This window comes from Halobaculum sp. MBLA0147, from assembly GCF_041361345.1.
GTDB lineage: Archaea > Halobacteriota > Halobacteria > Halobacteriales > Haloferacaceae > JAHENP01.
Window position 1 is genome coordinate 264026 of the sequence record NZ_JBGKAD010000003.1, and the last position, 26038, is coordinate 290063.

Sequence of the window (26038 nt, forward strand, 5' to 3'; positions counted from 1 at the left end):
GGGAACGAGAGTCCGATATTACATCCAGGAGCACCGACACACGGGTAGGTGAGACCGATGGCCGTTGGACCCACTCCGACCGAGGCCGAGACGACGGGACGGACACCAGACCGACGCGGTCCGGCGCTGGTCGGGTACACGGAGACCGACCGCGACGGCGAGGAGACGTACACCGTCGCGCCGGCCGGCGCGAACGAGGCGGAGGTCGTCACCACCTGGCTCACGGTCTCCGCCGACGCCGTCGTCGACCTCGACGAGATGCGGTGATCGCCGCAGCCAGTTTCTCCCGCGGTGCCTGTGACGCCGTCGTGGCCGCTCTCCACTGCTCGCTGCGACGACCCCGTCGGGCGACTCACTCCAGTGCGTCACCGCTCGCGACGTAGAGTTAAGTGATCGGGTCACCTCCGTGCGACCGTGACAGACGACGAGGCCGTCAGCTACGAGGTGCGGATCGACGACGGACGGACGGTGATCGACGTCCACGGCGACCGGGCGGTCGCCGCCGTGGTCTGGGCCGACGGCGACCAGCGGATCTACCTCCCGCCGGAGGGGTTCGACGAGGACCCGGCGGGACGGACTGGGGTCTACGGCGGACCAGACGACGCGACCGGACAGGGAGACTCGCCGTACGACGGACCACGGTCGGCTGCGAGTCCGTACGAGTCCGCCGTCGTCGACGACAGTGCCTACCAGCGAACGGGTGACACGTCCGACGAGACGGGTGTCCACACGACGGCCGACGGCTTCCGGATCGTCCACCCGGCACCGGTCGACGACTGTCGACTGTTGCGGTAGTCCTTCCCGTCGGGTCGTCGAGGCGTGCTCCGGCAGTGGAGTCGACACCGGCTCGCTCGTCACCGGGGAGTCTCACCGTTGCCGAGCGACGCCCAGAGGCGGTCGACGGCGGTCGCGATCCGACCGCGCCACACGAGCGCGCCCACGGCGGCGAGGTACGACCCCGTCGCGAGGAGGTACGTCGCCGGACCGACGCCGAGGCTCCCCACGAGAGCGACGGAGCCGAGTCCGCCGACGAGCCACGACACCAGCGGGAGCGAACAGCCCGCACACGACGAGAGTGCCACGACGCCGCCGGCAGCCGAACAGACGCGGTCGCCCGGCCCAGCGGCGTCGGCGGCCGCGACCGCGACGAGGTAGCCCAACGCGAGGTAGCCGGCGACGCGGTACGGGAGCAGTCGCGCCGCGACGACGGGACCGTCCCAGCCGAGTGCCGGTCCCCACCCGGGCGGGAGGAAGAGCAGGTCGAGCCCCGTCGCCGCACCCGACGACGGCGAGACGACACCGGTGAGCCACGCGAGTGCGAGCGTGTACGAGCCGCCGACGACGGCGGCACCGAGCCAGACCCGTCGCGGGACGCGTGGCACGTCGACGACCCAGACGGCCGTCGCGGCGACCGTGAGCCAGACGAACGGCACCGCGAGCGTCGCCGGTGCGGCGAGCCCGGCGTCCGTCCCGAGTAGGTACGCCAGCGCCAGCCCGGACTCGACGCCACACACCGTCACGAGCACCCGGAGCCACGACTGGAGCCGACGGTCTTCGGCGGTGCCGGTCACGAGTCGCTCACCCCCTCGTGCGTCGCCTCCGTTCCGTCTGCCTCCGTTCCGTCTGCCTCCGTTCCGTCCGTCCCTGCTCCAGCCACCTCCGTTCCGTCCGTCTCCGCTCCGTCTGCCTCCGTTCCGTCCGTCTCCGCTCCGTCTGCCTCCGTTCCGTCGGGGTCGATCAGTGCCCGCGTCGAGTTGCCGACGACGAGGAGACTGGAGGCGGCCATCGCGACCGCCGCGAGCAGCGGCGTCACGACACCCAGCACGGCCGCCGGGACGGCCACCGCGTTGTAGCCGAACGCCCACGTCAGGTTCTCGCGGACGCGCCGTCGCGTCCCGGCGAGGATCGACAGCGTCCGGTCGACCGCCGCCAGATCACCGTGGAGCAGGATGGCGTCGGCGGCGTCGGCCGCCAACTCGGTGCCGGTCGCGACGGCGACCCCGAGATCCGCGGCCGCCAGCGCCGGGGCGTCGTTGCTCCCGTCGCCGACCATCGCGACCGTCCCCTCGCGGCGGAGCCGGCGCACCGTCTCCGTCTTCGCCTCCGGCGGCAAGCCGGCGTACACCGCGTCGACCGCCTCGCAGTCGCGGACGCGGTCCGCGGCGGCACCGCTGTCGCCGGTCAACACGACGACGCGCCGGCCGTCGTCCCCGTCGTCACCGGAGGCCGACTCTCCGTCGGAACTCCCGCCGGCCACCGTGGCGAGTGCCTCGCGCCAGCCGTCTCGGTGTTCGTCGTGAGCCACGAACACGCCGCGGACGCGGGCTGGTTCGGACGCCTCGGTGTCGGTGGTGTCGTCGGGCCACCCGACGTAGGCGGCGAGGTCCCCGTCTGCGTCGGCCCGCTCGTACACCGCGCGGAGGTCGTCGGGGACGGCGTCGTCGGGGAACAACGACGCGCCGCCGACGGTGACACGCCGTCCGGCGACGGTGCCGGTGACGCCACGACCGGGGTGTGTCTCGAAGTTCTCGACTCGCGTGTCGGGACCGACGCCGCCGTCGGTCGCGGTCGACGCAGACTGCTGGTCTCCCTCGGCTGCCGTCTCCACCCGTTCCACGTCGAGATCCGTTCCGTCGGTCGCACGCTGACCCTGCACGGCGTCGACGACGGCGTCCGCGACCGGGTGGCTCGACCGCGCCTCGACGGCGGCGGCGTACGCGAGCAGCGTCTCCCGGTCGACGTCGTCCGTCTCGACCCGATCGAGGGTCATCTCGCCGGTGGTGAGCGTCCCGGTCTTGTCGAACGCGACGGTGTCGACACTCGCGGCCGCCTCGACGGCCGTGTCGTCCGCGAGGACGACCCCCTCCGCGAGGAGGCGACTCGTCCCGGCGGCGACGGCCAGCGGTGTCGCCAACCCCAGCGCACAGGGACACGACACCACCAGGACCGCGAGCCCGGTGAGCAGGGCGTCCGTCGGCGAGGAGCCAACGGCGAGGTGGACGAGGAACGCGACCACGCCGAGACAGACCACCGCGGGGACGAACAGCGTCGCCAGCGCGTCGGCGAGCCGCTGTGGCGTCCCGCCGTCGCCGCGAGCGTCCCACAGCGTCGAGACCACCCGGTCGAGGGTGCGCTCGCCCGCCGCGTCCGCCGCCACGACCAGACGGCCGTCGGTGACGAGCGTCCCCCCGCGGACCCGGTCGCCCGGCCCGCGCCGGACCGGCAGCGACTCGCCGGTGACGAGCGACTCGTCGATCCCCGCCTCGCCGGAGACGATCTCGCCGTCCACAGGCACGCGTTCGCCCGGGCGCACGACGAGTTCGTCGCCGCCCGCGACCGCCGACACCGGCACGGTCTCCGTCTCTCCGTCCGAGTCCCGCTCGCTACTGGCTCCGTCGACGCGCCGTCGAGCGGTCGTGACGCGTTCCCGTGTCAGGTCGGTCAGCGCCGCGACGGCACGAGCCTTCACGCGGTGTTCGTAGTAGGTGCCGACGGTGACGGCGACGACGACGACCACGGTCACGTCGAAGTACACCTCGACGCGGCCGACCAGCAGTGCGAGCGTGCTGTAACAGTACGCCGTGACGGCGGCCAGTGTCACCAGTAAGTCCATGTTCGGCTCGCGGGTCCGGACGGCGACGTAGGCGCCACGGACGAGCGGTGCGCCGGTGTAGCCGAGCACGACGGAGGTCATCACCCAGACGTTCGCGAGGAGGAACCCGCCGGCTTCGCCGCGGAGGTCGAACAACAGCGCGTCCGCCGGGAGGCCGAAGTACGTCGGGTAGAGGAACAGCACGTACCACGCCATCACCATCATCCCGAAGAAGCCGCCGACGAGGATGCGTCCGAGCGTCTCCGAACTGGTCTCCTCGACCGTCGACTCCGCCGTGTCCAACGGCTCGGCGGTGTAGCCGACACCCGCGACCGCCTCGGCCACGTCGGCCACCTCCGCCGCGTCGGCTACCCCCTCCGCGTCGGCTACCTCCTCCGCGTCGGCTACCCCCTCCGCGCCGGCCACCTCACCTGCGTCGCCCTCGCTCGCGAGACGGAGCCGCATCGCGTCGGCGGGGTAGCTGGCGTCCGCGGCGAGTACGCCGTCGACCGCCTCCGCCCGCGACTCCAGGAACGCCTCACACGAGGCGCAGTGCATCCCCTCGACGTGGAGGTACGCCTCCTCGCTCGGGGGTGCGTCGTCCGCGTCGGGTCCACGCGCGGCCGTCTCGTCGTCTGCGTCGACGCCCACGTCCCGCTCGCCCGCAGATCCGCTACCGACCCGCTCCCGCGCGGCGTCGGGGTCGGTGGCGGCCGGATCGTCCAGCGTCCGCGAGACCTCCAGGCAGCCGCGACAGCAGAACGACCCCGGGACCTCGTCGTCGGTCACCGGCTCGGCGGGCGTCTCGAGGCCACACAGCGTGCAGTCGGTCACGGCGTCGGCACACCTCCGTAGTGAGGCAGCGGGATCGTCGGCACCGGGAGCCCCAGCAATGACAGCCCGTGGAGCAGCGGCACGAGTCCCAGCGGCAGGAACGCGGCCCCGAGCGCCCGGTGGAGCCGCGACCGGACGCTCACCGGCACCGCGCCGACGACGGTGGCGTACCCCACGAGCGCGGGGGCCGTGCCGAGACCGAGCGTCGCCAGCGCGACGCCCCCGGCGACCGGCGAGCCACGGGCGAAGGCGTAGAGGTACGCCGGGTACAGGAGTGGACACGGGAGCAGCGAGTGGACCGCACCCAAGACGGCGACCCGTGGCCCGTCGGCCCACGTCGTCGCCCGGTCCCGGACGCGACCCGTCACGCGTGCGAACAGTCCGGCGACGCCCGGGATCGGTGCCGCGCCCGGATCGAGCGGGTCGCCGCGGAGGTAGCCGACGCCGATCCCGAGGACCACCAGGCCGACGGCGACGCCGACCACGGCACGGACCCCGTCGACCACACCCAGGAGGCCGCCACCGGCGACGACGAGCCGTCCGAGTGCGCCGAAACAGACCCCGAGGAGAGTGTACGCGCCGACACGGCCGAGCGTGAACAGCGCCTGCTGACGCACGTCGCGGAGACTCACGCGGCCGGACGGCCCGCCACCGTGGTCCGCGTACAGCGTCACCAGCGGTCCACACATCCCGAGACAGTGGGCGCCGCCGAGGAGGCCGACGAGGAAGAACGCCCCCACCTCGACGCCGGCCGCGAGGCTACCCACGCCCGATCACCCCCCGTAGCGACGGCAGATTCTCGATCACCGTTCTCTCTAGTTCGATCCGTGGTGTCTCTCCACTCGATTCGCGGTCACCACCAGTTCCACCCGATTCGATCCGATCCGGTTCCACCCGGTCCGACCCGGTCCGGTTCCACCCGGTCCGATCCAGTCCGGCTCTGCTCGATTCGATCTACGACCACCTCTGTCAGGCGTTCCCGCTGGAGTCGGGTGTCTCCGCGTGCGTCTCGTGGTCCGCGTCGTCGGTCCCGCCGATCAGGACGTAGAACGTCGCGACCAGCACGGCCAACGAGAGCACGCCCGCCACGGCCGCGAGCGTGTTCGCGACGACCGTCAGACTGTACACCAACACCGGGACGATCGCGAGCACGGCCAGGAACGCGAGTGAACTCGGCTGCACGGTCACACGCGAGAGGTGACTCCCGACCGATTAATCCGGTCGCCCCGGTTCCCACGCGGCGGGAACCACTGGCCCTCCTTTTCGACACGGGTCGGAAACGCCGAGCCACATGCCACGTACCGATCGCACACCGACCCGCCGGCAGGTGCTCCGCGGCGGCGCTGTGGCCGCCGGGGCGGCGCTCCTCGGGAGTGCCGTCCCGGCCGCGTCCGCGCAGTCGGGCACGGACTTCGGCGGCTGGTTCGACGGCGTCTCGAACTTCGACGGCGTCGTGGACCGGACCGGCCAGTCCGAGGTCACGGTCGAGGTCGGTGTCCAGAACGGCGACGGCGCGTACGGGTTCGGCCCGGCCGCAGTCCGTGTCTCTCCAGGCACGACGGTCGTCTGGGAGTGGACGGGGAAGGGTGGCTCGCACAACGTCGTCGCCGACGGCGGCGGGTTCGAGAGCGAACTCGTCGGGGAAGAGGGTCACACCTTCTCGCAGACGTTCGAGTCGGCGGGGACCTACAAGTACTACTGTACGCCACACCAGGCGCTCGGAATGAAAGGTGCCGTCGTCGTCGGCGGCTCCGGCGGTGGGTCGGGGGCCGACGCGGCCGTGTCGGAGCCGAACTACGAGGGCTGGTTCGACGGCGTCTCCAACTTCGACGGGACCGTCGACAGACGCGGACAGGAGTCCGTCTCCTTGGAGGTCGGTGTCCAGAACGGCGACGGCGCGTACGGGTTCGGCCCGGCCGCCGTCCGCGTCTCCCCGGGCACCACCGTCACGTGGACGTGGACCGGGAAGGGCGGCTCACACAACGTCGTCAGCTCCGACGGCCTCTTCGAGAGCGAACTCGTCGGGGACGAGGGCCACACCTTCGAACGGACGTTCGAGTCGCCGGGTGTGTACACGTACTACTGTACACCACACGAGGCGCTCGGGATGAAGGGGGCCGTCGTCGTCGGCAACGTCGGCGGTGGCGGCGACTCCGGTGGTGGCGAGGACGGCGAGGCAGCCGCCGAGTCCGGCGGGAGCCTCTTGCCGGTCCCGAACGACTTCGCGGGGTGGCTCGCGTTGTTCACCGGCGGGACGGTCGCGCTGGCGGCGACGGCCATCCTGGGCGGCGAGGCGTACTCGGGGTACAGAGAGATCGCGGCGGAGAAGGCGGCCGCCGCGGGCGGGACGGCCACGGAGGCGCCCGCAGACGACACAGTCCGGGAGATCGACGACGGCTACGACCCGGTCGGCACGGCCGCGCTCGTCGCGGGCTACTTCGTGTTGATCGGGCTGTTGTGGGCGTTCATGTACTTCGTCGAGTTCCTCGCCGGACCGTCTATCGCGGGGTGATCACGGATGCACGTACACAGGTTCGAGAAGCTCTGGTTCGGGGCCGCGCTGCTGTTGATCGTCGGGTTCGTCGCCACCATCGTCTACGGAGCCGCCGGCCCCGGCGTGGCGATGGTCGACGACTCCGGCGGCACCGTCGACAGCAGCCTGATCGCGAACGGCGAGTTCGATCAGACCGAGAACTTCCGTGCGCCGGGTGTCTACGAGGCAGACGACGGACTCCACGTCTACATCGTGGCCCAGCAGTTCCTCTTCAGACCCGGCACGACCGAACCGCTCCGGCTCCCGGCCGGCGAACGGGTGACCTTCCACGTCACGTCCGCGGACGTGACACACGGGTTCAACCTCGCCGGGACGAACGTCAACAGCATGGTGATCCCGGGGCAGGTCGCGGAGTTCTCGGTCACCTTCGACGAGACCCAGACGTACGGGCTCGTCTGTCACGAGTACTGCGGCTCGGCTCACCACGAGATGGCCGGGACGATCCGTGTCGTGCCGGCGTCACAGTTCGAACCACCGGCCGATCGGAGCGGCGACGTGGGTGCCGAGCAGAGCGGCGCCGCGGCCGTCGAGCAGAGTGGCGGCGCGGCCGCCGAGTCGACCGGCGACGACACGAGTGCTACGACCGAGGACACGAACGGTGCAGACCAGCCCAGTGCAGACGAGACGACCGCGGACGAGTCCGACGCCACGAGCGCGTCGGGAGGTGACTGATGGCGACCGAACACCCAGACGACGTGACCGCGCCGGGCGAGACGGCCGGCGAGACCGACGAACAGTACACGGAGTTGGACGACGGGACGAGACGGCGACGCGCGTTCGTCGACCGCTACCCGGACGCCGCGAAGGCGGTCCGGGTGCTGTTCGGCGTGGCGTTCGTCGCCTTCGGGATCGGCGCGCTGTTCGGGCTGATCCAGGCACTCCACCGCACCGACGTGGTGCGGGTGATCCCGTCGAGTGACTACTACACGATCCTCACCGGCCACGGCGTGTTGCTGGCGCTGGTGTTCACGACGTTCCTCATCACCGGCCTGTTCCACTGGGCCAACACCCGGAGTCTCGGCGTCGCACCGACCAGCAAGCGGTTGACGTGGACCTGGATCGGGACGATGTCGCTGGGGACGCTCTTCGCAGCCTCCACGGTGCTGGCGGGGCTGTTCCCCGAGATCCCGGCGAGCGCGGACGTCCTGTTCACGTTCTACGCGCCGCTGGAGGCGCACCCGCTGTTCTACGTGGGTGCCGCGCTGTTGATCGTCGGGTCGTGGATCGCCGGTGCGGACTGGTTCCGCCAGTTCCGCGAGTGGCGGTCCGCGAACCCGGACGCTCGCATCCCGCTGCAGTCGTTCATGGTGTTGACCACGATGTTGATGTGGTACCTCTCGACGCTCGGCGTCGCCGTCGAGGTCGTGGTGTTCCTCATCCCGTGGTCGCTGGGGCTGATCGGGCAGGTCGACCCGCTGCTCACGCGGACGCTGTTCTGGTACTTCGGCCACCCGGTCGTGTACTTCTGGCTGCTGCCGGCGTACCTGATCTGGTACTCCGTGCTGCCGAAGCTGTCGGGTGGGCGGCTGTTCTCGGACCCGCTGGCGCGGGTCGTGTTCGTCCTCTTCTTGATCCTCTCGACGCCGGTCGGGTTCCACCACCAGTACACGGACCCCGGCATCGCGTCGGGGTACAAGTTCGTCGCGATGACGAACACGATGTTCCTGCTGTTGCCGTCGCTGCTGACGCTGTTCACCGTCGTCGCGAGCATGGAACACGGCGCTCGCCAGCGCGGCGGCGAGGGGTACTTCGGCTGGCTCAAGGCGCTCCCGTGGCACAAGCCGGAGTTCTCGGGAATCGCACTCGCCGGGATCATGTTCGCGGCCGGCGGGTTCTCCGGGATGATCAACGCGGGGATGAACATCAACTACCTCATCCACAACACGCTGTGGGTGCCGGGCCACTTCCACCTCACAGTCGGGACGGCGTTCGCCCTGACGATGATGGCGATCTCCTACTGGCTGGTCCCACAGCTCACCGGCAAGCGGCTGCAGTTGCGAAACGTCGCGGCGGTCCAGCCGTTCGTCTGGTTCGTCGGGATGGTGTTGATGAGCAACGCGATGCACCGCGCCGGGTTGGCCGGCGTCCCACGACGGACCGCGGAGCCGAAGTACCAGCAGTTCAGCTACGACGCCGTCGTCGGGGGAATCGCTGAGATGCAGACCCAGATCGCCGTCGGCGGCACGCTGCTGTTCGTCGGCGCCGCGATGTTCCTCGCGGTGATGCTCGCGACCTGGACGCTGTCGCCGCCGAACGCGAAACTGCGCGTCAACGGCGAACTGCCGGAGCCGATGTCGACGGCGGACGACTCCCCACGGGTGCTGGACAACCTGAAGCTGTGGTTCGGGATCGCCGTCGTGTTGGTGGTCCTCGCGTACGGCCTGCCGCTGTACTCGATGGTCGCCGACGGCATCCTCGGCCCGGGGAGCGCACCGTTCCCGGTGTGACCGGCCACCGTCGGTGACACGCACGCGGGGTCACCACTGGCCCCGTGGCGATCGGGAACCGAACGACGGGTGACGAGCCGAGATCGACCGACGACGGAGAGCAGAGAGACCACATGACGGAGACCGGAGACGACGCGAGAGAGACGGACGCCCCCACCGACTCGGCGTCGCCAGACGCCGCGACCGACCCCGAGGAGGCGGACCGCCGGCGACTCCTGAAGTGGGTCGCGATCCTGGCGTTCGCGGTCCCGGTGGTCGTCGAGGTGTTCACGTTCGGGACGATGATCCTGGAGTGGCTCGGGCTGGTGTCGGTCGACGGCGAGGGCGGACGTGACGGGACGGCACAGACCGCGACGGTGACGCCTGCCGCCGGCTCGGACGCCGTCGGCGTCGGATCGGAACTGCTGCCGGAGACGGCGCCGGTCGAGACGGTCGACCGGTCCGTGGTGCGTGGGACGGACGACCGGACCTACCTGTTGCGCGTCACCGTCGCGAACGAGACGGACGAACCGGTCGCGGTGGAGTTGGGCCGACTCGTCCTGTACGACGAGACGACCGTCGCGAGTCGATCGAGCACCGGTACGATCGCGCCGGGTGAGTCGGGCGCGGTGACCGGCGCGTGGCGACTCCCGACCGACGCGATGCCCGAGCGTGTCGCAGTCGTCGAGCGAATCGGCGGCGAGACCGTCGTCGACCGCGACGTGTCGCTCGCCCGGCCACCTATCGAAGGGTGACTCCGGGCGAGAGCGGTGGTCCCGGATCGACGGGTGGCTGCGAGTCCGTACGCCGTCACAGCATCTGGCGACTCGGCACACCGTCGCAGTCGCCGTGTCGTTTTTCACCACGCCACGGTATCCTCCGGGCGTGACAGACACCGTCCGTGACAGGACCGCCGAGGCGTTGCGCGACGCGGTGCCGTTCGTGGCGCTGACCGCCGTGTGGATCGTGGTGATGGCCGCCGTCTACGGCCTGTTCCTCGTGACGAAGCCGACGAACGTCGACTACGAGTCGTGGGTCCACCTCAGTGTGTTCCTCGTCCCGGGCGTCGGCTTCCTCGGCCACGTCCTCCAGCAGAGTCGCAAGGCCTCCTGAGCCGGCCGCCCGCGCCACGAAGTCCGTTCCAGACACCGCGTGGCGACGAGACGAGAACCGCCTCGTCACCGGCTCTCGAACGAACGTTCACCGGAAGAGACGACCACCGACCGTCACGGCTTTGTCGCTCGCTCTCCTGGTGGGAGTGACAGATGGCGTCGGATCACGACCCCGGACAGGTGGCGTCGCCGCCGGGGTTCCTCTCGCCCGACGCGTCGACGGAACTCCCCGAGTCGTCGGACCCGGCGACCGACCGCGTGGCGGGCGTCGAACTCGGCGGAGACTTCCGACTCACCTACGACTGGCTCGACGAACAGCTCGCGCCGACCGCGGAGGCGTTGTCGGTGGCGACACACGGCGGGGGTCTCCGCCACGCCGGCCTCCTCGCCGAACCGGAACACGAGGAGTTGGACGACGGGCTCGCGACGATGGAGACGTTCCCCGGAGCCTACGAGACGCCCGCGGACCTGCTGTCGGAGTACGTCGCCCGGAAGTACACGCTGGGTCGCCGCGAGTTCGAGCGGATCAGAGAACTCGACGAGCGACTCGCCACCTGCGAGGAGGCACTCGACCGGCTCCCACGCCAGGAGACCGCCGAGGCGGTTCGAGGTGTCCTGATCGTGTTGGGCGAGCAGCTGTTGACGCTCGGGGCGTTCCTCTACGAGCGGTACGAGACGTTCGAGCCACGAGCGGCGCCGGTGCGTGATCTCCCGTCGTTCCCGGACCCGCGGCGCGCCGGCGCCGTCGCCGACGTGTTGGCCGGCTACGCGGAGGCACTGCCGCGAGCGGGCGCCAACGAGACGCTGCTCGCGACGCCACCGGGTGGTGTCGACGGCGTCGACGCCGCCCGCGAGACGCTCGCACACGCGTTCGCCGCCGTCGCGTACGCCCGCTGGGACGCCCAGGCGCCGGACACGTGGCCGCTGCGTGTCGACGTGTTTCCGGTGACGTTCGCCCAGCCGAGTCCGGTCACGGGGATGGACTCGCTGACGGAGTACAAGACGGAGGGAGTCGTCAACGACCTGCGTGCGTTCGACGATCGACTGGCCGAGAGCGCGGATCGGTTCCACGACGGCGTCTACCTCGACCGGTTCCGCGAGATCGGCGAGCGCTACCGCGAGATCGCGGCGCGTGTCACCGACCCCGACGAGGAGTCACTCCGGCGGTGATCGACACGTGACGTGTCACTCCGGCGGTGATCGACACGTGACGTGTCACTCTCGTGACGACGGGACACTCGTCTGATCGACACGCGATTCTGTTCGGGCACCACGCGAGTGTACGAGCCGGCGTCGGGGTGCGTCCACCGTGACGCATAAGACGGGGCGGCGGTTACGCGGATTCGGATGAGCACCGGAGCGTCGGACGACGAGGAGACCGTCCACTGGTACGAGGCGAGACACGCGACGGACCTCGTGACCGACGACGTCGACCCGGCGACGGCCAGAGTGCTCGGCGGCGAGTTGACGGACGACTACGACCTGACGTACGGCTACCTCGACGACCTCTTCGAGCCGACGGCCGACCGGATCAACCTCCGGACTCACGGCGAGCGGTTCCAGCACAGCACCGTCATGGACGACGAGGTGATGGCGGACCTGAACCGCTCGCTGAACGCGATGGGCACCTTCCCCGATCCCTACGACACCCCGGCCGACCTCCTCGCCGAGTACGTCGCCCGGAAGTACACGCTCGGGCGACAGGTGTACGACCGCGTCGAGCGGCTGAGCGAGGAGTTCTCGGAGTGTCGCGACACGCTGAACCGGCTGATCAAACAGGACATCGTCCAAGAGAAGAAGGCGGTGATGATCCCGTTCGGTGACCACCTGCTCCAACTGGGTGCGTTCCTCCACGGCCGTTACGAGACGCCGTCGCCGTCGGACCCGGACACGGAGCTGCCGGCGTTCCCGAACCCCGGCCAGGCACGGCTCGTCGTCGAGACGCTGACCGCCTACGACGAGGTGTTGCCGGACACGGAGACCGCCGCCGAGCGACTACGGCCGATCCCCGGTCCGTTGGAGACGATCGGGGAGGCGCGGCTGGGGCTGTCCGTCGCGGCCGTCGCGGTGGCGTACGCCCGCTGGGACGCCTCCGTCGAGGGGTCGTGGCCGCTGGACGTGGCACAGTACGACGTGACCTTCGACCGTCCGAGTCCGGAGACGGACATGGAGACGCTCGCCGAGTACACGACGGAGGGGATCAGGATCGACAGTCGTGCGTTCGACCGGCGGCTGAAGGAGGCAGAGCAGAGCTACGAGCGTGGGGAGTTCCTGGACCACTTCCGGTCGCTCGCCGGCCGCTACGTGCAGATGGCGAAGAAGCTGTTGTAGGTCGGCTCCGGGGTCGTGGTTCCCGCGCTCCCTCGACTCCCTCGCTCCTCCTCGCCTTCCTCGCGCTCCCTCGACTCCCTCGCTCCTCCTCGCCTTCCTCGCGCTCCCTCGACTCCCTCGCTCCTCCTCGCCTTCCTCGCGCTCCCTCGACTCCCTCGCTCCTCCTCGCCTTCCTCGCGCTCCCTCGACTCCCTCGCTCCTCCTCGCCTTCCTCGCGCTCCCTCGACTCCTCCGCTCACTCCGGTCGACTCACGACGGGGAGGCGGCCGCGAGTCGGATTTCGATCGTCGTTCCGTCGGCGTCGGCGTCGCGGCGGACGAGTCGGCCGCCGACGCTGGCGACGATCCAGCGCGCGAGCCACAGGCCGAGTCCGCTGCCGTGTTCCAACTGTGTGATCGTCCGCTCGCCGGTGACGACCGCCCACTCCGCCTCCGGGATTCCCGGTCCGTCGTCGTGAATCGTGATCCGGACGGGACGCTCCGGATCACCCGTCTCACCCGGGTCGGTGACGGGCTCCGGCGGGTCGATCTCGTCGGCCGGTACTGCGGCGAACGGTGTCGGCTCGACCTCCTCGGTGGGCTCCGCAGTCGTCGTCTCCACCACCTCGTCTGCGGTCTCTGTCGGCTCGTCGATCGCCGTGGTGGTGTCGGTCGCCGTCCTCGATCGCTCGCCGGTCCGTACGGTCACGGTCGGCGCGGCGCCGTGTTCCACCGCGTTCTCGACGAGTTCCGTCACCGCCCGCTGGAGGTCGTGTGTCCCTCGCGCCCAGGCCTCACGCGGGATGTCCGTCTCGATCTCGGTGTCGGTGTCTGCGGCGACCTGTGCGGTCACCTCGCGGACCTGCGCGGCCACGTCGACGGCACGGATCTCGCCGACCGTCTCCCCCGTGACGCGCTCGATCTCCTTGGCCTTCTCCGAGACGGAGGCCACGTCGCGCGCCTTGTCGGCGAGTTGGTCGGCGTACGCCGACAGTCGTGGGTCCGTCGACTCCGCGGCGATCTCCTCCGCGATCATCGTCACGACGTTCATGTCGTTGCGGAGGTTGTGGCGCAACACCCGGTTGAGGATCTGGAGGTACTGCTCGCGCTGTTTCTGCTCGGTGATCTCGGTGTACACGGCGAAAGCGTACGTCCCGCCGTCGCGCGGGTGGGGAATCACCTGCAACAGGAACTCCCGCGGGCCGACGGCCGTCTGTCGGGTCACCTCCGTCCGGATCGTCTCGCCGGCGGTCGCGCGCTCGTCGATCACCGTCGGGTCGCCCGTCGCCGCCTCGCCGACGACGAACTCGTTGAGGTTCTCGCCGCGCACCGCCGTCGGATCGTAGCCGAACACGTCCGCGAACGCCGGGTTGAGGTACCGCACGATCGGCTCGCCCGCGACGTACTCCACCTCCACGATCGGGTCCGGCAGGTTCTCGAACAGTCGTCGGAAGCGGTCGCGTGCCGTCTCCAGCGACGTGCGTGTCGCCGCGAGTTCGCTGATGTCCGTCGCCGCACCCGCGATCCGGTCGCCACCGTGTGGCGTCGAGACGGCCGACAGTTCGATCTCGACGGGTGTCGCCTGCCCCGTCGCAGTCGTGAACCCCGTCTCGAAGGAGACGCTCGCGGGGGGCGCGGCGTCGCGCAGCGTCTCGACGTGGTCGCCGCACGTGGCCGCGTCCTCGGGAACCACCACGTCCGCCAGTCGCGTTCCGGCGAGGTCACCGTCGCCGTAGCCGAGCGCGTCCGCCAGTCGATCCGTCGCGAGCCGGAAGCGTCCGTCACCGTCCAGCAGGAACACCATCTCGTCGACGTTCGCGACCGCCCGCTGGAGGTCCCGCAGTTCCGTCTCGCGGGCGAGTCTGTCGAACGCCGAGGCGGCGGTCACGGCGAGTAACTCTGCCAGCGAGACGAGTTGGTCGTCGAACACGGCGGGCTCCTCGGCGCCGATGGCGACGGTGCCGTGGTCGCCGAGCGGGACGTACATCGCCGACGCGACCGGACCGTAGTCCAGCGTCGTCTCCGCGGTCACGTCGTCGACGACGACCGGCTCTCCGGACTGGAACGCGCGCCCGGCCAACCCCTCGTCGTCGGCGAACGTCGGCGGGTCCGGCACGACCTCGGCGGCGTGTTCGGAGAGGCGTGTCGGCGGGAGTGTCCCAGCCTCCTCGTCGTGGAGTCTGACCGACGCGAGCGAGTGGCCGAACGCCTCCTGTGCGGCCGCGATCACGCGGTCGGCCAACTCCGTCTCGTCGTCGGCGAGCATGAACGCTCGGCTCGCCGTGAGCAGGGCGTCGAGTGCGCGCTCGCGGCGCTTGCGGTCCGTCACGTCGGTGAAGTACACCGAGAGACCGTCTTCGTCCGGGAACGCTCGTACGTCGAACCACGTGTCCAACGGCGCGTACTCCGACTCGAACGACACCGGTTCGCCGGTCTCCATCGCGTGGGTGTACTGCGCGTAGAACTCCGTGTCGACCGCCTGCGGGATCTCCTCCCAGAGGTGTCGGCCGAGCAGTTCCGACTCGGTGTAGTCGGCTCCCATCGCACCCCGTAGCACGGCCGCCCCGGCCTCGTTGACGTACGTCACGTGCCAGTCCTCGTCGACGGCGAAGAACGCGTCGGTGACACGTTCGGAGATCCGCGCGAGGCGGTCGCGCGTCTCTCGTGTCTCTGCCTCGCGGCGCTGGCGCTCGAAGGTCTGGCCGAGCCAGTCGGCCATCGTCTGGAGGAGTCGCCGCTCCGTCGCGGAGAACGGGGCCGCTCGCGGCTCGTCGGCGGCGAAACACAGCGTCCCGTACACCTCGCCGTCGACGGCGATCTCGGCGGCGACGTGACAGCCCAGTCCGAACTGCTCGTGGGCCGGGTCCGTCGCCGAGAGCGCCGCCCGCGTGTCGTGTGTCGTCGCCGGCGTCTCCCTGTCTCCCTCGATCACGTGTCGACAGTACGTGTCCGAGAGGTCGTGGACGGCTCCCGGTTCGAGGTGGTCGTGACCGCTCAACGACGCCGTCACCTCGTACTCGCCGGTGTCGCGGTCGGCTCGTGCCAGGAAGGCGTAGTCCGTCCCGAACTGTGTCGCGCCGAGTCGCAACAGCCGGTCGATCCGCTCGTCGACATCGTGTTCCGGATCGGCGGTGATCTCGTGGAGATCTCGGAACGCGGCCAGGTCGTCTGCGTGTCTGCCGTCTGTGGCGTCGTCTGCGTGTCTGCCGTCTGCGAGCCCCTCGTCCGCGGGTCTCCCCGCTGCGGCCGTGTCTCGGATCGCAGAGACGAGTCCGTCCGTGTCGGCGGCGGGGACGACCGTCGTCCGCGGTCCGAACACGCCGTCTGGGACCGTGCGGTCGGTGACGACGGTGACCGGGAGTTCGGGTCGTCCCTCTCGGACCGCACCGACGGCGGCGACGGTCTCGACGCCGTCCGCGTCGTGGTGGACGACCACACGATCGGGGGGCGCCGTCTCCAGCGTCTCTCGGAGCTCGGCAGTGTCCGCACAGCGGCGAACCGACACACCGTCTGCCTGCGACAACACCGCAGCGATCGACGAGTTCCCGGTGTCGTCCGCGAGGGCGACGACACTCACCCCGCTCGTCGACGTACCCGTTCCCATCTGCCAGTCGACTTGCGATGTGCGAACAAAAGTTTTGCCCGTGTGGCTCTGTCTCTAGGTGTCGGCGAAACACCTCTTCGGGGACGGACTCAAGCCCGTCGGGGCCCTACTCGTCGGTAATGGCCGAGACACTGGAACTGCCGGACGGCAGCGTCGTCGGGGTCGACGAGGTGTTCCTCTACAACGGCTACCCCTACCGGTTCGTCCCGGTCGAGGGGGACGGCGAGCCCGCCTTCCTGCTGTCGCCGTTGTACTGGGGCGGTGGCGACATGGACGTCCCCTTCGCCGACCGTGAGGCGCTGTCCGACCAGTGGGAGCCTGGAGAGAGCGGTCGACTCGACGAGACCGGGTGGCGCGACTGGCTCGCCGAGGCTCGCGAAGACGACACGCTGGGTGACGCGGAAGTCGAGGCGCTCGCGACGGAGCTGCTGGACGGCGAGTCGGAGTCCGGCGACTCCGGGCTCCTCGACAGACTCGCCAGACTGTTCGGGTGACCGGCGCGGCAGGCGGCGCTCGTCTCCGCTCGGCACGACTCAGTTCGAGACACCCAATCGTCGCTCTGCGGTCTGGAGGTCCGGTGCCGTGTCGCCGGAGTAGCCGGCCTTCCGCGAGCGTCGCTCGAAGGCGTTGACGACAACCGCGCTGGTGTCCTCGTCCGTGACGCGGACGACCTCGTCGAGACCCATCTCGACCAGTTCCGCCTGTGCCTCGCCGATGGGTTCGGCCGCCTCCGGTGCGGGCGGGGCGAACTCACGGAGGTCGGTGATCGCGTCGAACGTCTCGCCGAGACGGTCCGCGGCGGCGATCGCCTCGTCGGCTGCTCGCCGGACCGTGTCGCGGTCGAGTCGACCCGAGAGGTCGACGTAGAGCACGTCCGAGTCCGTGTCGTAGCCGATCTCGGCTGTGTCGTCCGTGTCGTCGTCGGTCTCGATCTCGGTGCGTGCGGTGTACTGCGATCTGCTGCTCACAACACTACTCGGTGGCCCACCCACGTCCAACCGGTTGCTAACTACCGAGACACCACAGTGGACACCTACGAACTACACAGACGCAGTGTCCGAGCGCCGCTCACACGAGTGCTCGGACTGGGTGCCGAGGCGCGCCCCACACGTGGGTTCTCGCACGGCACTGGGGTCGGATCGGCGGTGGCGGTGGGCGTGGCGGCTCGCCGAGAGTGACTTACCCCTCGCAGTCGTCGAGTGAGTCGTGAACCACGTGCCAGACGAGGCAGTGGCCGCACTCGACGCGTTCGGGCGTGGGATTCTGGAGGGAGACCCGCCGCCGGTGCGCGAGCGGCTCCGGAGCGACCTGCGGGTGCGGATCGTCCCCGGCGAACGTGGACGGGCGAGCGAGGCGGTGTCGTCGGGAAGCCGCGAGCCCGCGTCGGAGACGGACGAACCTGCGTCGGCGGCAGCGACCGCTCGGTGTCGGTTCCTCACCGAACACACACAGACACCGGCGACCCTGCGTGGGCGTGGCTCGTACGTGACCACCATCGTCGACGCGATCGACGAGCGTCTGGTCGCGTGGGGTGTGCGACCGCCGGGCGAGTACCGGTACGTGGAGAGTCGTGGCGAGACGCACGTCTACGAGGGGACACTCGAACTCCCCTGACCGTCCGGAGCTGCTGCGAGAGCACCGTGCGACGACTGTCCGAGACCGCCTCACCACCGGTCGGCGGTGCCGAGTGTGACGAAGGGGGTCCCCGGCACCGGCGACTCGCTCAGTCCTTCGCGAAGACGCTGGTGAAGAAGCCGGAGAGGAACGCCGAGATTGCCACGGCGAGTGCGACCTCCGAGAGATCCCACGGGCCGTCGTCGTCGCCGGCCAACTTCACCGTGACGGCGACGCTGATCAGGAGCGATACCAGTCCGTTCACCGAGTGCTTGAGGAAGCCCATCGTCCGAGTTACACTACGGCGGCCGACTCGGTGTCTTTTTCGATTCTGATCGGTGGGGCCGACCATACAAGTGACCCCGGGCCGACCGCAGAGACGTGAATCGACGGAGACTGCTGGCAGTGGTCGGGACGGGGCTCACCGGTGGGTGTCTCCGACTGACCGGCGGACAGACGGCGACGGGGACGCCGACGCGGAGCGCCACGGCGACTGCGACCGCCTCGGCGACGGCCTCGCCGACCGACTCGCCGACGGAGACGGCGACAGACGCAGAGACCGAGACCGACACCGAGACGGACCAGGGGACACCGGAGTCGTTCGAGTACCCGCCGGGGACGAGCGAAGACGGGCTCGACGAGGCGCTCGGCCGGGCGCACGGCTCGAAACTCGCGTTCGAGTCGTTCACGGTGGACAGACAACAGGCGTTCGAGTCGTTCACGGCCCGCGTGACGCCCGACCGGATGTCGATCCAGCCAGGCCGGTTCGGCGGCACCGTGTTCGTCCAAGGCGGGAACTACTACCTGCGTGCGCTGGTCGGGAGCGGACGTGTGTACGACTTCAAGACGGACATCCCCTCGGAGTTCAGTCGCGAGCGTGCCGTCGGTGAGGAGACTGTCACGGCGCTGGCCGCCGGGGGGAACTGGTCCGTCGAGGGTGTCGTCGAGCGGAACGGACGTCGACTCCTCGAGGTCGTCGGCGAGGGTGTCGCCGAGCAGAGTGCCTTCGAGGCGGCGGGTTCGATCGACCGCTACTTCCGGAAGCCGTACGAGGTGACCGGCTTCGTCGGCCGCGGGCTGATCGCCGAGGCGGGGTTCGTCCGGCGGCTGAGCGCGACCGTGACCGCCGACGAGGCGGAGACGGGCGAGTCCGAGACGCTGGAGTTCGGCGTCCAGACCACCGCCGTCGGCGAGACGACGGTGTCGGAACCGGACTGGCTCGCCACCGCACGCGACAGCGCCCCGCAGTTCACCTCGCAGTTCGTGAACGACAGGACCGCCGTGGAGATCACACTCGCGGACGGCGCCGAGATCGGCGGCGAGCTGAACCTCGACACGTACGACGACACGGGGTACTACCGGTCGGTCTACCAGGGGACGTTCGGCGTCGGCGACTCGCTGTACGTCTCGAAGGCCGGCACCGAACAGGGACGGGTGACGACCGAGCCGCCGGCAGCGAGCGACGTGAGCGGTGCCTGGCAGGGTAGCACGCGGTTCAACGTCTACCTCGACCGGATCCCCTTCGAGCAGGGAGTCGCGGTCGGCGGGACGGCGTAGTCGGACTGCGGTCGCGCGATCGAGGTGCGGCCTGCCGTCACGGAGCAGATCCTCGACTTCGTCGGTGGTGTTCCCCCAGGATCCCACTCTCGCCCGTTCTGTGGCCGAAGTACCGAAGTCGGTCGAGCCCCTGACACTGGTGATGACCGACTCCGACCACCCGGTCGACGACCTCCCGACGCCCGACCCGGAACTGGGACCCGGCGAGACCGTCGCTCGGCAACTGGATGCGCTGGCAGACAACGACGACCCGTTCGAGGACGCCGGCGTGTCGACCGCCTACAACTTCGCCTCCCCGGCCAACCGGCGCGTGACCGGGCCCCGTGAGCGGTTCGTCGAGATGGTCCACGGCCCCCAGTACCGGCCGATGATCGACCACGAGGAGGCGGTCGCCGGGCCGGTCGAGCGGTCGGCCAACGTCGCTCGCCAGCGCGTCACGGTCACCGGCCCACGCGGGCGGACGGTGACGTACCTGTTCGGCCTCTCACTGCAGTCGACCGGCCAGTTCCGTGACTGTTGGACGACGGATCGCGTCGTCGTCGACTGACGCGTCGTCTGGGACCGTCGGCCGTGCCTCGTCGGCGTGGGAACGACCTGGAGCACCGGATCACCGGCAGGGTTTCGGCGAGTGTCGGCCACGGTTCGCCGGGTCGTGCCGGCCACCGATCACCGTCGCGGCTCCGCGACGCGTCGTCCCCGGAGTCGGCGACGGAGGCCACGCAGACGGGCCAGGAGTGGCTCGAGGACGGAATTCGACGAGACACCGACGAATGCGGGGAGTGGCTCGTACTCGCCGCTCGCCAGTCGGTGCCGAGCGGCAGCCACGACGCGGTGGTTGCCGTCGGCGACGAGCCACGGTGTCGCTCCCCTGTCGGTCCGGATCACCACGGCGTCGAGTGTGTCGCCCGCGGCGAGTCGCTCGGTGTAGTGGTCGACGGCCTCGACGTCGACCCCGGCGCGTCGCAGCGGTGCCGGTCCCTCGTGGTGGCGTCGTCGGGCGACGCTCGCCAGGGTCCCGTCCGTCGCGACCGCACGCCACGAGAGGTCTGGCGGTCCGGCGACCGGGTGGAGACGCGACAGTCGCTCGGGGGAGAGTGTCGTTCGGTACCACGCCGACGGCGGGTGTCGTCCGAGGAACGTCGCCGCGCCCGGTTTGACCGACAGCAACGCGTCCACCAGCGCCGCGTACCTCGTCTGTCCGTCCTCGCCGACGCCACTCGGGGTGCCACGAGGCGAGTCGGGGTCCCTCGTGTCCGCCGTGGACCGTCCTCCGAGTTGCCGGTCCGCCAGCCCCGTGGACGGTGGTGGTTCCGTTCCCGTCGGTGTCGGAACTCCGTGCTCGTCGTCCACCGTCGACCGCCCTCCGTGCTCGTCGTCCGCGGCCGCGTCGAGTTCGCGCGTCAACCAGTGACGGACGACTCGTTCGGCCGACACCCGCTCGAAGTCGTCACCGCTGCGTGCCCCGAGGACGTGTGTGGCCCGGCGGAGAGCGTTCGAAACGGCCGTTCTCACCGTTCTCGGGTTCGCTACGGAGAGGTATGTAGTTTCGGGCCGGATCGTCTCCCTCGGACGGTGGAGACGGGGAGTGGCCGTTCGCGAGCGTGACGCTGGCTCCGCTCAGTCGGTTCGCGCCGACTCGTCCGTGGCCGACGAGTCCTCGAACGGCGCGCGTCCCTCGGTCCCGGCGACGCCGCCGGCCGACTCCGGTGCGTGGACGACGTTGCCGACGGTGAACGTCGTGCCGGTGTCGTCCGAGTCGACCGAGACCGTCCAGTCGTGGCCCGCGACGATCCGTTCGACGATCACAAGTCCGAACCCCTCGGCTTCGCCGAACGGGTCCGCGGCCACGTCCGCTGGGAGTCCACCCGCGTCGTCTGCGACCGTGAACCCGTCGCCGTCGGGTGCGTCCGCGACGGTCACGGTCACGTCGCCGGGACCGTGTTCGAGGCTGTTCCGGAACAGGTTCTCGAACAGCTGCCGGAGTCGCGAGCGGTCCGCGTAGATCACCGCCTCGGTGTCGACGACGAGCGTCGGGGAGCGGTGGTCCTCGTCGCCGTCTTCGTCCTCATCCCCGTCCGTCGCGACGCCGTCCCACGCGTCGCGGGTGACGGCGCGGAGCGCGACGACCTCCCGTTCGCCCACGTCCGTCCCCTCGCGAGCCAGTGTGAGCAGGTCGTCGATCATCTCGGCCATCCGTGTGAGTGACTCGTCGACCGTCCGGAGGTGTTCCGCCTCCTCCCCGTCGGCGCGCGCCAACAGCGAGTCCGTGTAGCCGCGGGCGACGCTGAGTGGGTTCCGGAGGTCGTGAGCGACCACGCCCGCGAACTCGTCGAGCCGTTCGTTCTCGGCGCGGAGTTCGCGGTGGTGGCGGTCGCGTTCGATCTCGCCGCCGACGTACGCCGCCAGCAGCGAGACGAACCGGCGCTCGGACTCGGAGAACGGCTCCGCACGGGGTGACTCGCTCGCGAAACAGAGCGTCCCGTACGTCTCCCCGTCGACGACCAGCGGTGCGCCGATGTAACACCGGAGGTCGCTCTCCGTCACCGCCGGATCGTCTGCGGCCGCCGTCTCCGTCGCGTCGGCGACCGCGAGCGGCGAGCGGTCGGCCACGACGTGGCGACACCACGTCGCGGAGAGGTCCGACACCGACCCGGGAGCGAACGCGCCGCCGTCGACCGTCGACGCCAGCACCTCGTAGTCGCCGTCGGCAGTGTACGTGACGAACCCGTCGGCCGCACCCAGGCGCTCGCAACCGACGGCCAACACCCGTCCGATCGTCTCGTCGGTGTCGAGTGACCTGTCGACGACGAGTTCGTACAGGTCGCGGAAGTAGTCGTGTTCGTCCACGTGCCTTCTCGGTGCCGTCTTCGGCGTCCGGCGGATTGAATCCCCGTCGTGGCCGGCTCGCAGCGCGGGGAGAAAGGTGTATCAACCCCGCACGGCGAGGTGCGAGCAGATGTCTCCGTCGGGGTTCTGGGACCGCGAGTGGCTCGTCGACCACGAGCCGGCACAGTTCACGCGGCTGTGGGTCGTCGCGACGACGACGTACGGCGTCGGCGACGTGGTGACGACGCTCGCACTCGTCTCGTTCGTCCCGTGGGTGCGGGAGGGGAACCTCCTGTTGCGGTCCGTGGTCGAGTCCGCCGGACTCTGGGGGCTGGTGGCGGTGAAACTGCTCGTGTTCTTCGTCGCGATCGGTGTGTCGGTGTACGGCGACCGCGTCGGCGACCGGTTCCTCTACTACCTCCCGCCGGTGACGCTGTCGCTGTTCGGCGCGTTCGTGACGGCGTTCAACCTCCGGCTGTTCCTGCGGTAGCGCGGCCCGGACGCGGAGGGGTTCCGGCACGACGCGGTCCCGGAACGCCATCGAACCGGATTTACCGGCTCCCACGTTAGCGCGTCGTATGTTGCTCCAATCGGACGCCGTCGTCTCGCCGGTCGTGCGGTTCCCGATCGGACTCGTGGCCGGCGTGGTGGCGACGCTGGTGATGGACCAGGTGATGGCCCGCGTCGGCGAGGGTGAGACGCCGCCGACCGTCGCGGCGGGTGTGTTGACGCTGAGCCACCCGGATCGCGCACCGGAACGGCTCGCTTCGGTCGTCCACTACCTCGCCGGGCTCCTCACCGGACCGCTGTTCGTCTACCTCCTGTACGTCGCGGAGTTCGTGCTCGGTCCGGGTACACTCGGCGTCGTCGCCGCGGGAGCGGTGTTGTTCCTGCTGATGGTCGGCTTCTTCGTCGTCGTGGTGTTGCCCCGACCGGACGGTCTCTCCGCGAACCGCCGCACCGCCGTCGCTCGCGGGTGGGCCATCTCGGCGGCCGTGTACGTGCTCGTCGCGGTCCCCATCGTCGCCGTCGGGTCGTCGCTGTTCTGATCTGATCGGCGACCAGGTCGGGAGGGCACTACTGCCTCCGGCAGTTTGGGGTGGAGTCTGCAGATTGGGGGGACTCACACTCCGTACGGATCGAAGTCCGGGCGGGTGTCGGTGTCGCGCGGGAGGTCGTAGGCCTCTCGGAACCGGTCTGCCGTCGCAGCGCCGGCCGCTGTGAACAGGAGGACGACTCCGTACGGGGACTCGTAGGTCGTCGCGTCCGGCGGGTCCGGGTCGAGGAACAGCGCCTCGGCCGCCGGGTCTCCGACGCCCGGGACGGCGGCGAACTGCGACTCCAACGGGAGCAGGCCCGCGAGGACGGTCGGGACGAACGCGCCGTTGGGCAGTGGATCGCGCGGCTGGACACAACACGCACCGACGGGCTCACCGTCGTCGAGGATCGTCCGACAGCTCGGTTCGGGGTCGCCGGCACTCTCGGCGTCCGCCGCTGCCCACGCGTCGACGGCCGTACCGGGTGGGTCCACGTCGACCGCGAACGCCGTCGCGACGCCGTCATCGCGGTCGACACGTTCCACTCGCCACGGCTCCTCGTCGGCGTCCGGGTCGCCCACGAGCGTCGCGGACACCCGGTCACCCGTCCGGAGGTCGTCGACCGCCTCCTGTGTCGCCTCGTCGTAGCCCGACCGGTAGACGGTGTACAGTCGTGGCTCGTCGACACGCTGGAGGTTGAGGTGCGGGACGGACTCGACGACGCGGTAGACGCGGAACTCGCCGCGCCGTTCGACGGGCAGGTCTGTCGACGGCTGGTTCGACACGGTCACCGTAGGCGGTCGAGCCGCTTGGGGGTTCGGGGTCCGGTCCGGTTCGCCGGCACTCCGGCGGTCTCGTCACCAGTCGGCGGTTCCTCGGCGATTGCTCGCCGCCGGCGGACGGCGAGGCGTCAGTGTCGAGTGATCCGAGCCCCGAACGTGGACGTGACCGACACGACCGACACAGTCGAGGGGACCGACGCCGACGAGACGGACACTGGGGCAGACGTACGGACCGTCTTGGTCGTCGGCGACAGCGTCCCGGCCGGCGACCGGACCGACGCCGACGCGTGGCCGGGTCGACTCCCGGACCTCGTCCCGTCCCTCGCGGACGCGACTGTCCGGACCCGCGGTGGGATGGGCACGACACTCCCGGTGGTCGCGGCGTCTCTCGCCGAGTGGCTCGACGCCGTCGCCCCGGGAGAGCGACCCGAGACGAGCGAGGGGTCCGTCGTCGTCCTCGTCCACGCGGGCCACAACGACGCCCAACTGAGCGGCGGCGAGCCGCGGGTGGCCGAGGCGACGTTCCGCGACGCCGCCGTGGAGGTCGACCGGACGCTGTCGACACACCCGGCGGTGCACACGCGGGCGTTCGTCGGACTCGTCCCGCTTCTCCAGCTCGACGAACCGGGAACGGTCCCGTTCGCGGACGCGCAACCCGACCGGTCGCTGCAGTACGACGAGACGCTGGCGGAGACCGTCGACGACCACGTCCCGGTCGCACGACCGGTCGACGACTGGCGCGACCGGACTGCGGACGGCGTCCACCCGGACGAGACGGGACACGCGTTCCTCGCGGAGCGAGTCGCGTCGTGGGTCGAGAGTGCCGACTCGTGACCCGACACGAGCGACACCTGGCTCGACACGGACGAGTCGACGGAGTCGTGAGGAGAGGTTCGTGTCGTCCGGGCCACCACGGCTCCGTTCGGTACACTCCTCGTGAGGGATAGAAACGTAATTAGGCGACCGGTCGACAGAGGAGAGACGTGTTGCAGCACGAGCCCGCACGCGACTGGCCCGACCGGCCACTGACGCCGGCCGAGGCCCGGTCGGTGTACGAGCGCGACGACGACGCCGTCGCCGTGTGGGTGTTGGACCACGCCGAGAGTGTCCGGACGAGACTCGTCCCCGACGACACGCCGGTCGGTGCCGTCGTCGACGTGGTACTGGAACGCGACGGGTCCTTCCAGGTGTACAGCTACACTGCCGGCCGCTGGGTCGACTTCGGGCCGTTCGACACCGGGTCCGTCGACACCATCGCGACCGCCGACAGACTCTCGAACTACCGAGTGTTGGACGGCTACTCGCGCGTGATCTGACCGGTGGCGTCCGTGGGCCCACGAAACCCACATGCTGCTGGCGTCCCTCCGGCGCGTATGGAGCAACCGACCGAGGCGGACGGGTGGCCGGACCGGCCACTGACGGAGACAGAGGCAACTGCGCTACTCGACCCCGAGGTCGCCTCGGGCGTCGAGATCGACCCGAGCGAACTCCGGACGACCGGTGGCGACGCCGTCGCGGTGTGGGTGATGGACCACGAGAGTGCCGTACGTGCGCGGTCGGTCCCGGCCGACGCTCCCGACGACGCCGTGATCGACCTCGTGGTCGAGACGGAGGTCGCATTCGAGATGTTCAGCTACACCGGTGGTCGGTGGGTCGACTACGGAACACAGTACAAAGACGACGAGGACGCCCCCGACATGGCCGGGACGCTCGACAGCTACCGCGTGCTCGCCGGCGGCTCCGACGCCGTCTGAGTCGGCACAGAATCGAGTCCGTCTCCACGGCCGACGG

At 70.2% G+C, this 26038-nt stretch carries 27 protein-coding genes and 1 pseudogene; 18 read left to right on the forward strand and 10 right to left on the reverse strand.

Annotated elements, in window-relative coordinates; genetic code table 11:
• Positions 1–57: 57 nt before the first annotated feature.
• Positions 58–267, forward strand: a complete 210-nt coding sequence (locus RYH80_RS17650) for a DUF7511 domain-containing protein (RefSeq protein ID WP_370905400.1) — start codon at positions 58–60, stop codon at positions 265–267.
• Positions 268–414: 147 nt separating this feature from the next.
• Positions 415–795 (forward strand): DUF7510 family protein, encoded by a 381-nt coding sequence (locus tag RYH80_RS17655; protein ID WP_370905401.1) that lies wholly within the window; start codon positions 415–417, stop codon positions 793–795.
• A gap of 59 nt (positions 796–854) precedes the next feature.
• On the opposite strand, the gene RYH80_RS17660 is transcribed toward RYH80_RS17655, so the two are convergent.
• From RYH80_RS17660 to RYH80_RS17675, 4 genes are all read right to left on the reverse strand, one after another.
• On the reverse strand, positions 855–1571 hold the full coding sequence (locus RYH80_RS17660) for a DUF7546 family protein (protein WP_370905402.1): 717 nt from the start codon (positions 1569–1571) through the stop codon (positions 855–857).
• Positions 1568–4426, reverse strand: coding sequence for a heavy metal translocating P-type ATPase (locus RYH80_RS17665; RefSeq protein WP_370905403.1), 2859 nt, complete (start codon positions 4424–4426; stop codon positions 1568–1570). The genes RYH80_RS17660 and RYH80_RS17665 overlap by 4 nt, the downstream gene beginning before the upstream one ends.
• On the reverse strand, positions 4423–5193 hold the full coding sequence (locus tag RYH80_RS17670) for a sulfite exporter TauE/SafE family protein (protein ID WP_370905404.1): 771 nt from the start codon (positions 5191–5193) through the stop codon (positions 4423–4425). The genes RYH80_RS17665 and RYH80_RS17670 overlap by 4 nt, the downstream gene beginning before the upstream one ends.
• Before the next feature lie 202 nt (positions 5194–5395).
• Positions 5396–5614, reverse strand: coding sequence for a DUF8131 family protein (locus RYH80_RS17675; RefSeq protein ID WP_370905405.1), 219 nt, complete (start codon positions 5612–5614; stop codon positions 5396–5398).
• A gap of 103 nt (positions 5615–5717) precedes the next feature.
• Here RYH80_RS17675 and RYH80_RS17680 point away from each other — a divergent pair, with 103 nt between their 5' ends.
• From RYH80_RS17680 to RYH80_RS17710, 7 genes and pseudogenes are all read left to right on the forward strand, one after another.
• Entirely contained in the window at positions 5718–6938 is a 1221-nt protein-coding gene (locus RYH80_RS17680; RefSeq protein WP_370905406.1) for a halocyanin domain-containing protein, read from the forward strand.
• 6 nt (positions 6939–6944) lie between these two features.
• A pseudogene (locus RYH80_RS17685) lies at positions 6945–7451 on the forward strand (cytochrome c oxidase subunit II); the annotation flags it as partial.
• Between the two features lie 200 nt (positions 7452–7651).
• On the forward strand, positions 7652–9427 hold the full coding sequence (locus RYH80_RS17690) for a b(o/a)3-type cytochrome-c oxidase subunit 1 (RefSeq protein WP_370905407.1): 1776 nt from the start codon (positions 7652–7654) through the stop codon (positions 9425–9427).
• A 113-nt stretch (positions 9428–9540) separates the two neighbouring features.
• Complete coding sequence (locus tag RYH80_RS17695) at positions 9541–10161, forward strand: hypothetical protein (protein ID WP_370905408.1); 621 nt, start codon at positions 9541–9543, stop codon at positions 10159–10161.
• Between the two features lie 130 nt (positions 10162–10291).
• Complete coding sequence (locus tag RYH80_RS17700; protein WP_370905409.1) at positions 10292–10519, forward strand: hypothetical protein; 228 nt, start codon at positions 10292–10294, stop codon at positions 10517–10519.
• A 152-nt stretch (positions 10520–10671) separates the two neighbouring features.
• The gene (locus RYH80_RS17705) at positions 10672–11688 is read left to right on the forward strand and encodes a hypothetical protein (protein WP_370905410.1); all 1017 of its coding nucleotides are present in this window, start codon (positions 10672–10674) and stop codon (positions 11686–11688) included.
• A 177-nt stretch (positions 11689–11865) separates the two neighbouring features.
• Positions 11866–12849, forward strand: coding sequence for a hypothetical protein (locus tag RYH80_RS17710; RefSeq protein ID WP_370905411.1), 984 nt, complete (start codon positions 11866–11868; stop codon positions 12847–12849).
• Between the two features lie 249 nt (positions 12850–13098).
• Here RYH80_RS17710 and RYH80_RS17715 read toward each other — a convergent pair whose 3' ends face one another.
• On the reverse strand, positions 13099–16431 hold the full coding sequence (locus tag RYH80_RS17715; protein ID WP_370905412.1) for a PAS domain S-box protein: 3333 nt from the start codon (positions 16429–16431) through the stop codon (positions 13099–13101).
• 119 nt (positions 16432–16550) lie between these two features.
• Between RYH80_RS17715 and RYH80_RS17720 the strand changes: the two genes are divergently transcribed.
• On the forward strand, positions 16551–16925 hold the full coding sequence (locus RYH80_RS17720; protein WP_370905413.1) for a hypothetical protein: 375 nt from the start codon (positions 16551–16553) through the stop codon (positions 16923–16925).
• A 39-nt stretch (positions 16926–16964) separates the two neighbouring features.
• On the opposite strand, the gene RYH80_RS17725 is transcribed toward RYH80_RS17720, so the two are convergent.
• Positions 16965–17399, reverse strand: coding sequence for a hypothetical protein (locus RYH80_RS17725; RefSeq protein ID WP_370905414.1), 435 nt, complete (start codon positions 17397–17399; stop codon positions 16965–16967).
• A gap of 238 nt (positions 17400–17637) precedes the next feature.
• Between RYH80_RS17725 and RYH80_RS17730 the strand changes: the two genes are divergently transcribed.
• Positions 17638–18045 (forward strand): hypothetical protein, encoded by a 408-nt coding sequence (locus tag RYH80_RS17730; RefSeq protein ID WP_370905415.1) that lies wholly within the window; start codon positions 17638–17640, stop codon positions 18043–18045.
• A gap of 109 nt (positions 18046–18154) precedes the next feature.
• Here RYH80_RS17730 and RYH80_RS17735 read toward each other — a convergent pair whose 3' ends face one another.
• A complete protein-coding gene (locus tag RYH80_RS17735; RefSeq protein WP_370905416.1) occupies positions 18155–18331 on the reverse strand; it encodes a hypothetical protein in 177 nt (58 codons plus the stop codon).
• A gap of 95 nt (positions 18332–18426) precedes the next feature.
• Between RYH80_RS17735 and RYH80_RS17740 the strand changes: the two genes are divergently transcribed.
• Positions 18427–19602 (forward strand): hypothetical protein, encoded by a 1176-nt coding sequence (locus RYH80_RS17740; RefSeq protein ID WP_370905417.1) that lies wholly within the window; start codon positions 18427–18429, stop codon positions 19600–19602.
• 142 nt (positions 19603–19744) lie between these two features.
• Positions 19745–20149 carry a DUF4864 domain-containing protein gene (locus RYH80_RS17745; RefSeq protein ID WP_370905418.1) on the forward strand — a complete coding sequence of 135 codons (405 nt, stop codon included), beginning with the start codon at positions 19745–19747 and terminating at the stop codon, positions 20147–20149.
• Between the two features lie 119 nt (positions 20150–20268).
• Here the strand turns inward: RYH80_RS17745 and RYH80_RS17750 are convergent, their stop codons facing one another.
• Entirely contained in the window at positions 20269–21114 is an 846-nt protein-coding gene (locus RYH80_RS17750; protein ID WP_370905419.1) for a hypothetical protein, read from the reverse strand.
• A 105-nt stretch (positions 21115–21219) separates the two neighbouring features.
• Positions 21220–22449, reverse strand: coding sequence for a sensor histidine kinase (locus RYH80_RS17755; protein WP_370905420.1), 1230 nt, complete (start codon positions 22447–22449; stop codon positions 21220–21222).
• 109 nt (positions 22450–22558) lie between these two features.
• On the opposite strand from RYH80_RS17755, the gene RYH80_RS17760 reads away from it, so the two are divergent.
• On the forward strand, positions 22559–22918 hold the full coding sequence (locus tag RYH80_RS17760; RefSeq protein ID WP_370905421.1) for a DUF5658 family protein: 360 nt from the start codon (positions 22559–22561) through the stop codon (positions 22916–22918).
• An 88-nt stretch (positions 22919–23006) separates the two neighbouring features.
• Positions 23007–23477 carry a hypothetical protein gene (locus RYH80_RS17765; protein WP_370905422.1) on the forward strand — a complete coding sequence of 157 codons (471 nt, stop codon included), beginning with the start codon at positions 23007–23009 and terminating at the stop codon, positions 23475–23477.
• Between the two features lie 74 nt (positions 23478–23551).
• Here RYH80_RS17765 and RYH80_RS17770 read toward each other — a convergent pair whose 3' ends face one another.
• The gene (locus RYH80_RS17770) at positions 23552–24256 is read right to left on the reverse strand and encodes a DUF6663 family protein (protein ID WP_370905423.1); all 705 of its coding nucleotides are present in this window, start codon (positions 24254–24256) and stop codon (positions 23552–23554) included.
• A 153-nt stretch (positions 24257–24409) separates the two neighbouring features.
• Between RYH80_RS17770 and RYH80_RS17775 the strand changes: the two genes are divergently transcribed.
• The 3 genes from RYH80_RS17775 to RYH80_RS17785 all read left to right on the forward strand — a co-directional run bounded on the left by RYH80_RS17775 (position 24410) and on the right by RYH80_RS17785 (position 26001).
• Positions 24410–25081, forward strand: coding sequence for an SGNH/GDSL hydrolase family protein (locus RYH80_RS17775; protein WP_370905424.1), 672 nt, complete (start codon positions 24410–24412; stop codon positions 25079–25081).
• A 149-nt stretch (positions 25082–25230) separates the two neighbouring features.
• Positions 25231–25563 carry a hypothetical protein gene (locus RYH80_RS17780; RefSeq protein ID WP_370905425.1) on the forward strand — a complete coding sequence of 111 codons (333 nt, stop codon included), beginning with the start codon at positions 25231–25233 and terminating at the stop codon, positions 25561–25563.
• A gap of 57 nt (positions 25564–25620) precedes the next feature.
• A complete protein-coding gene (locus RYH80_RS17785) occupies positions 25621–26001 on the forward strand; it encodes a hypothetical protein (protein WP_370905426.1) in 381 nt (126 codons plus the stop codon).
• Positions 26002–26038 lie beyond the last annotated feature (37 nt).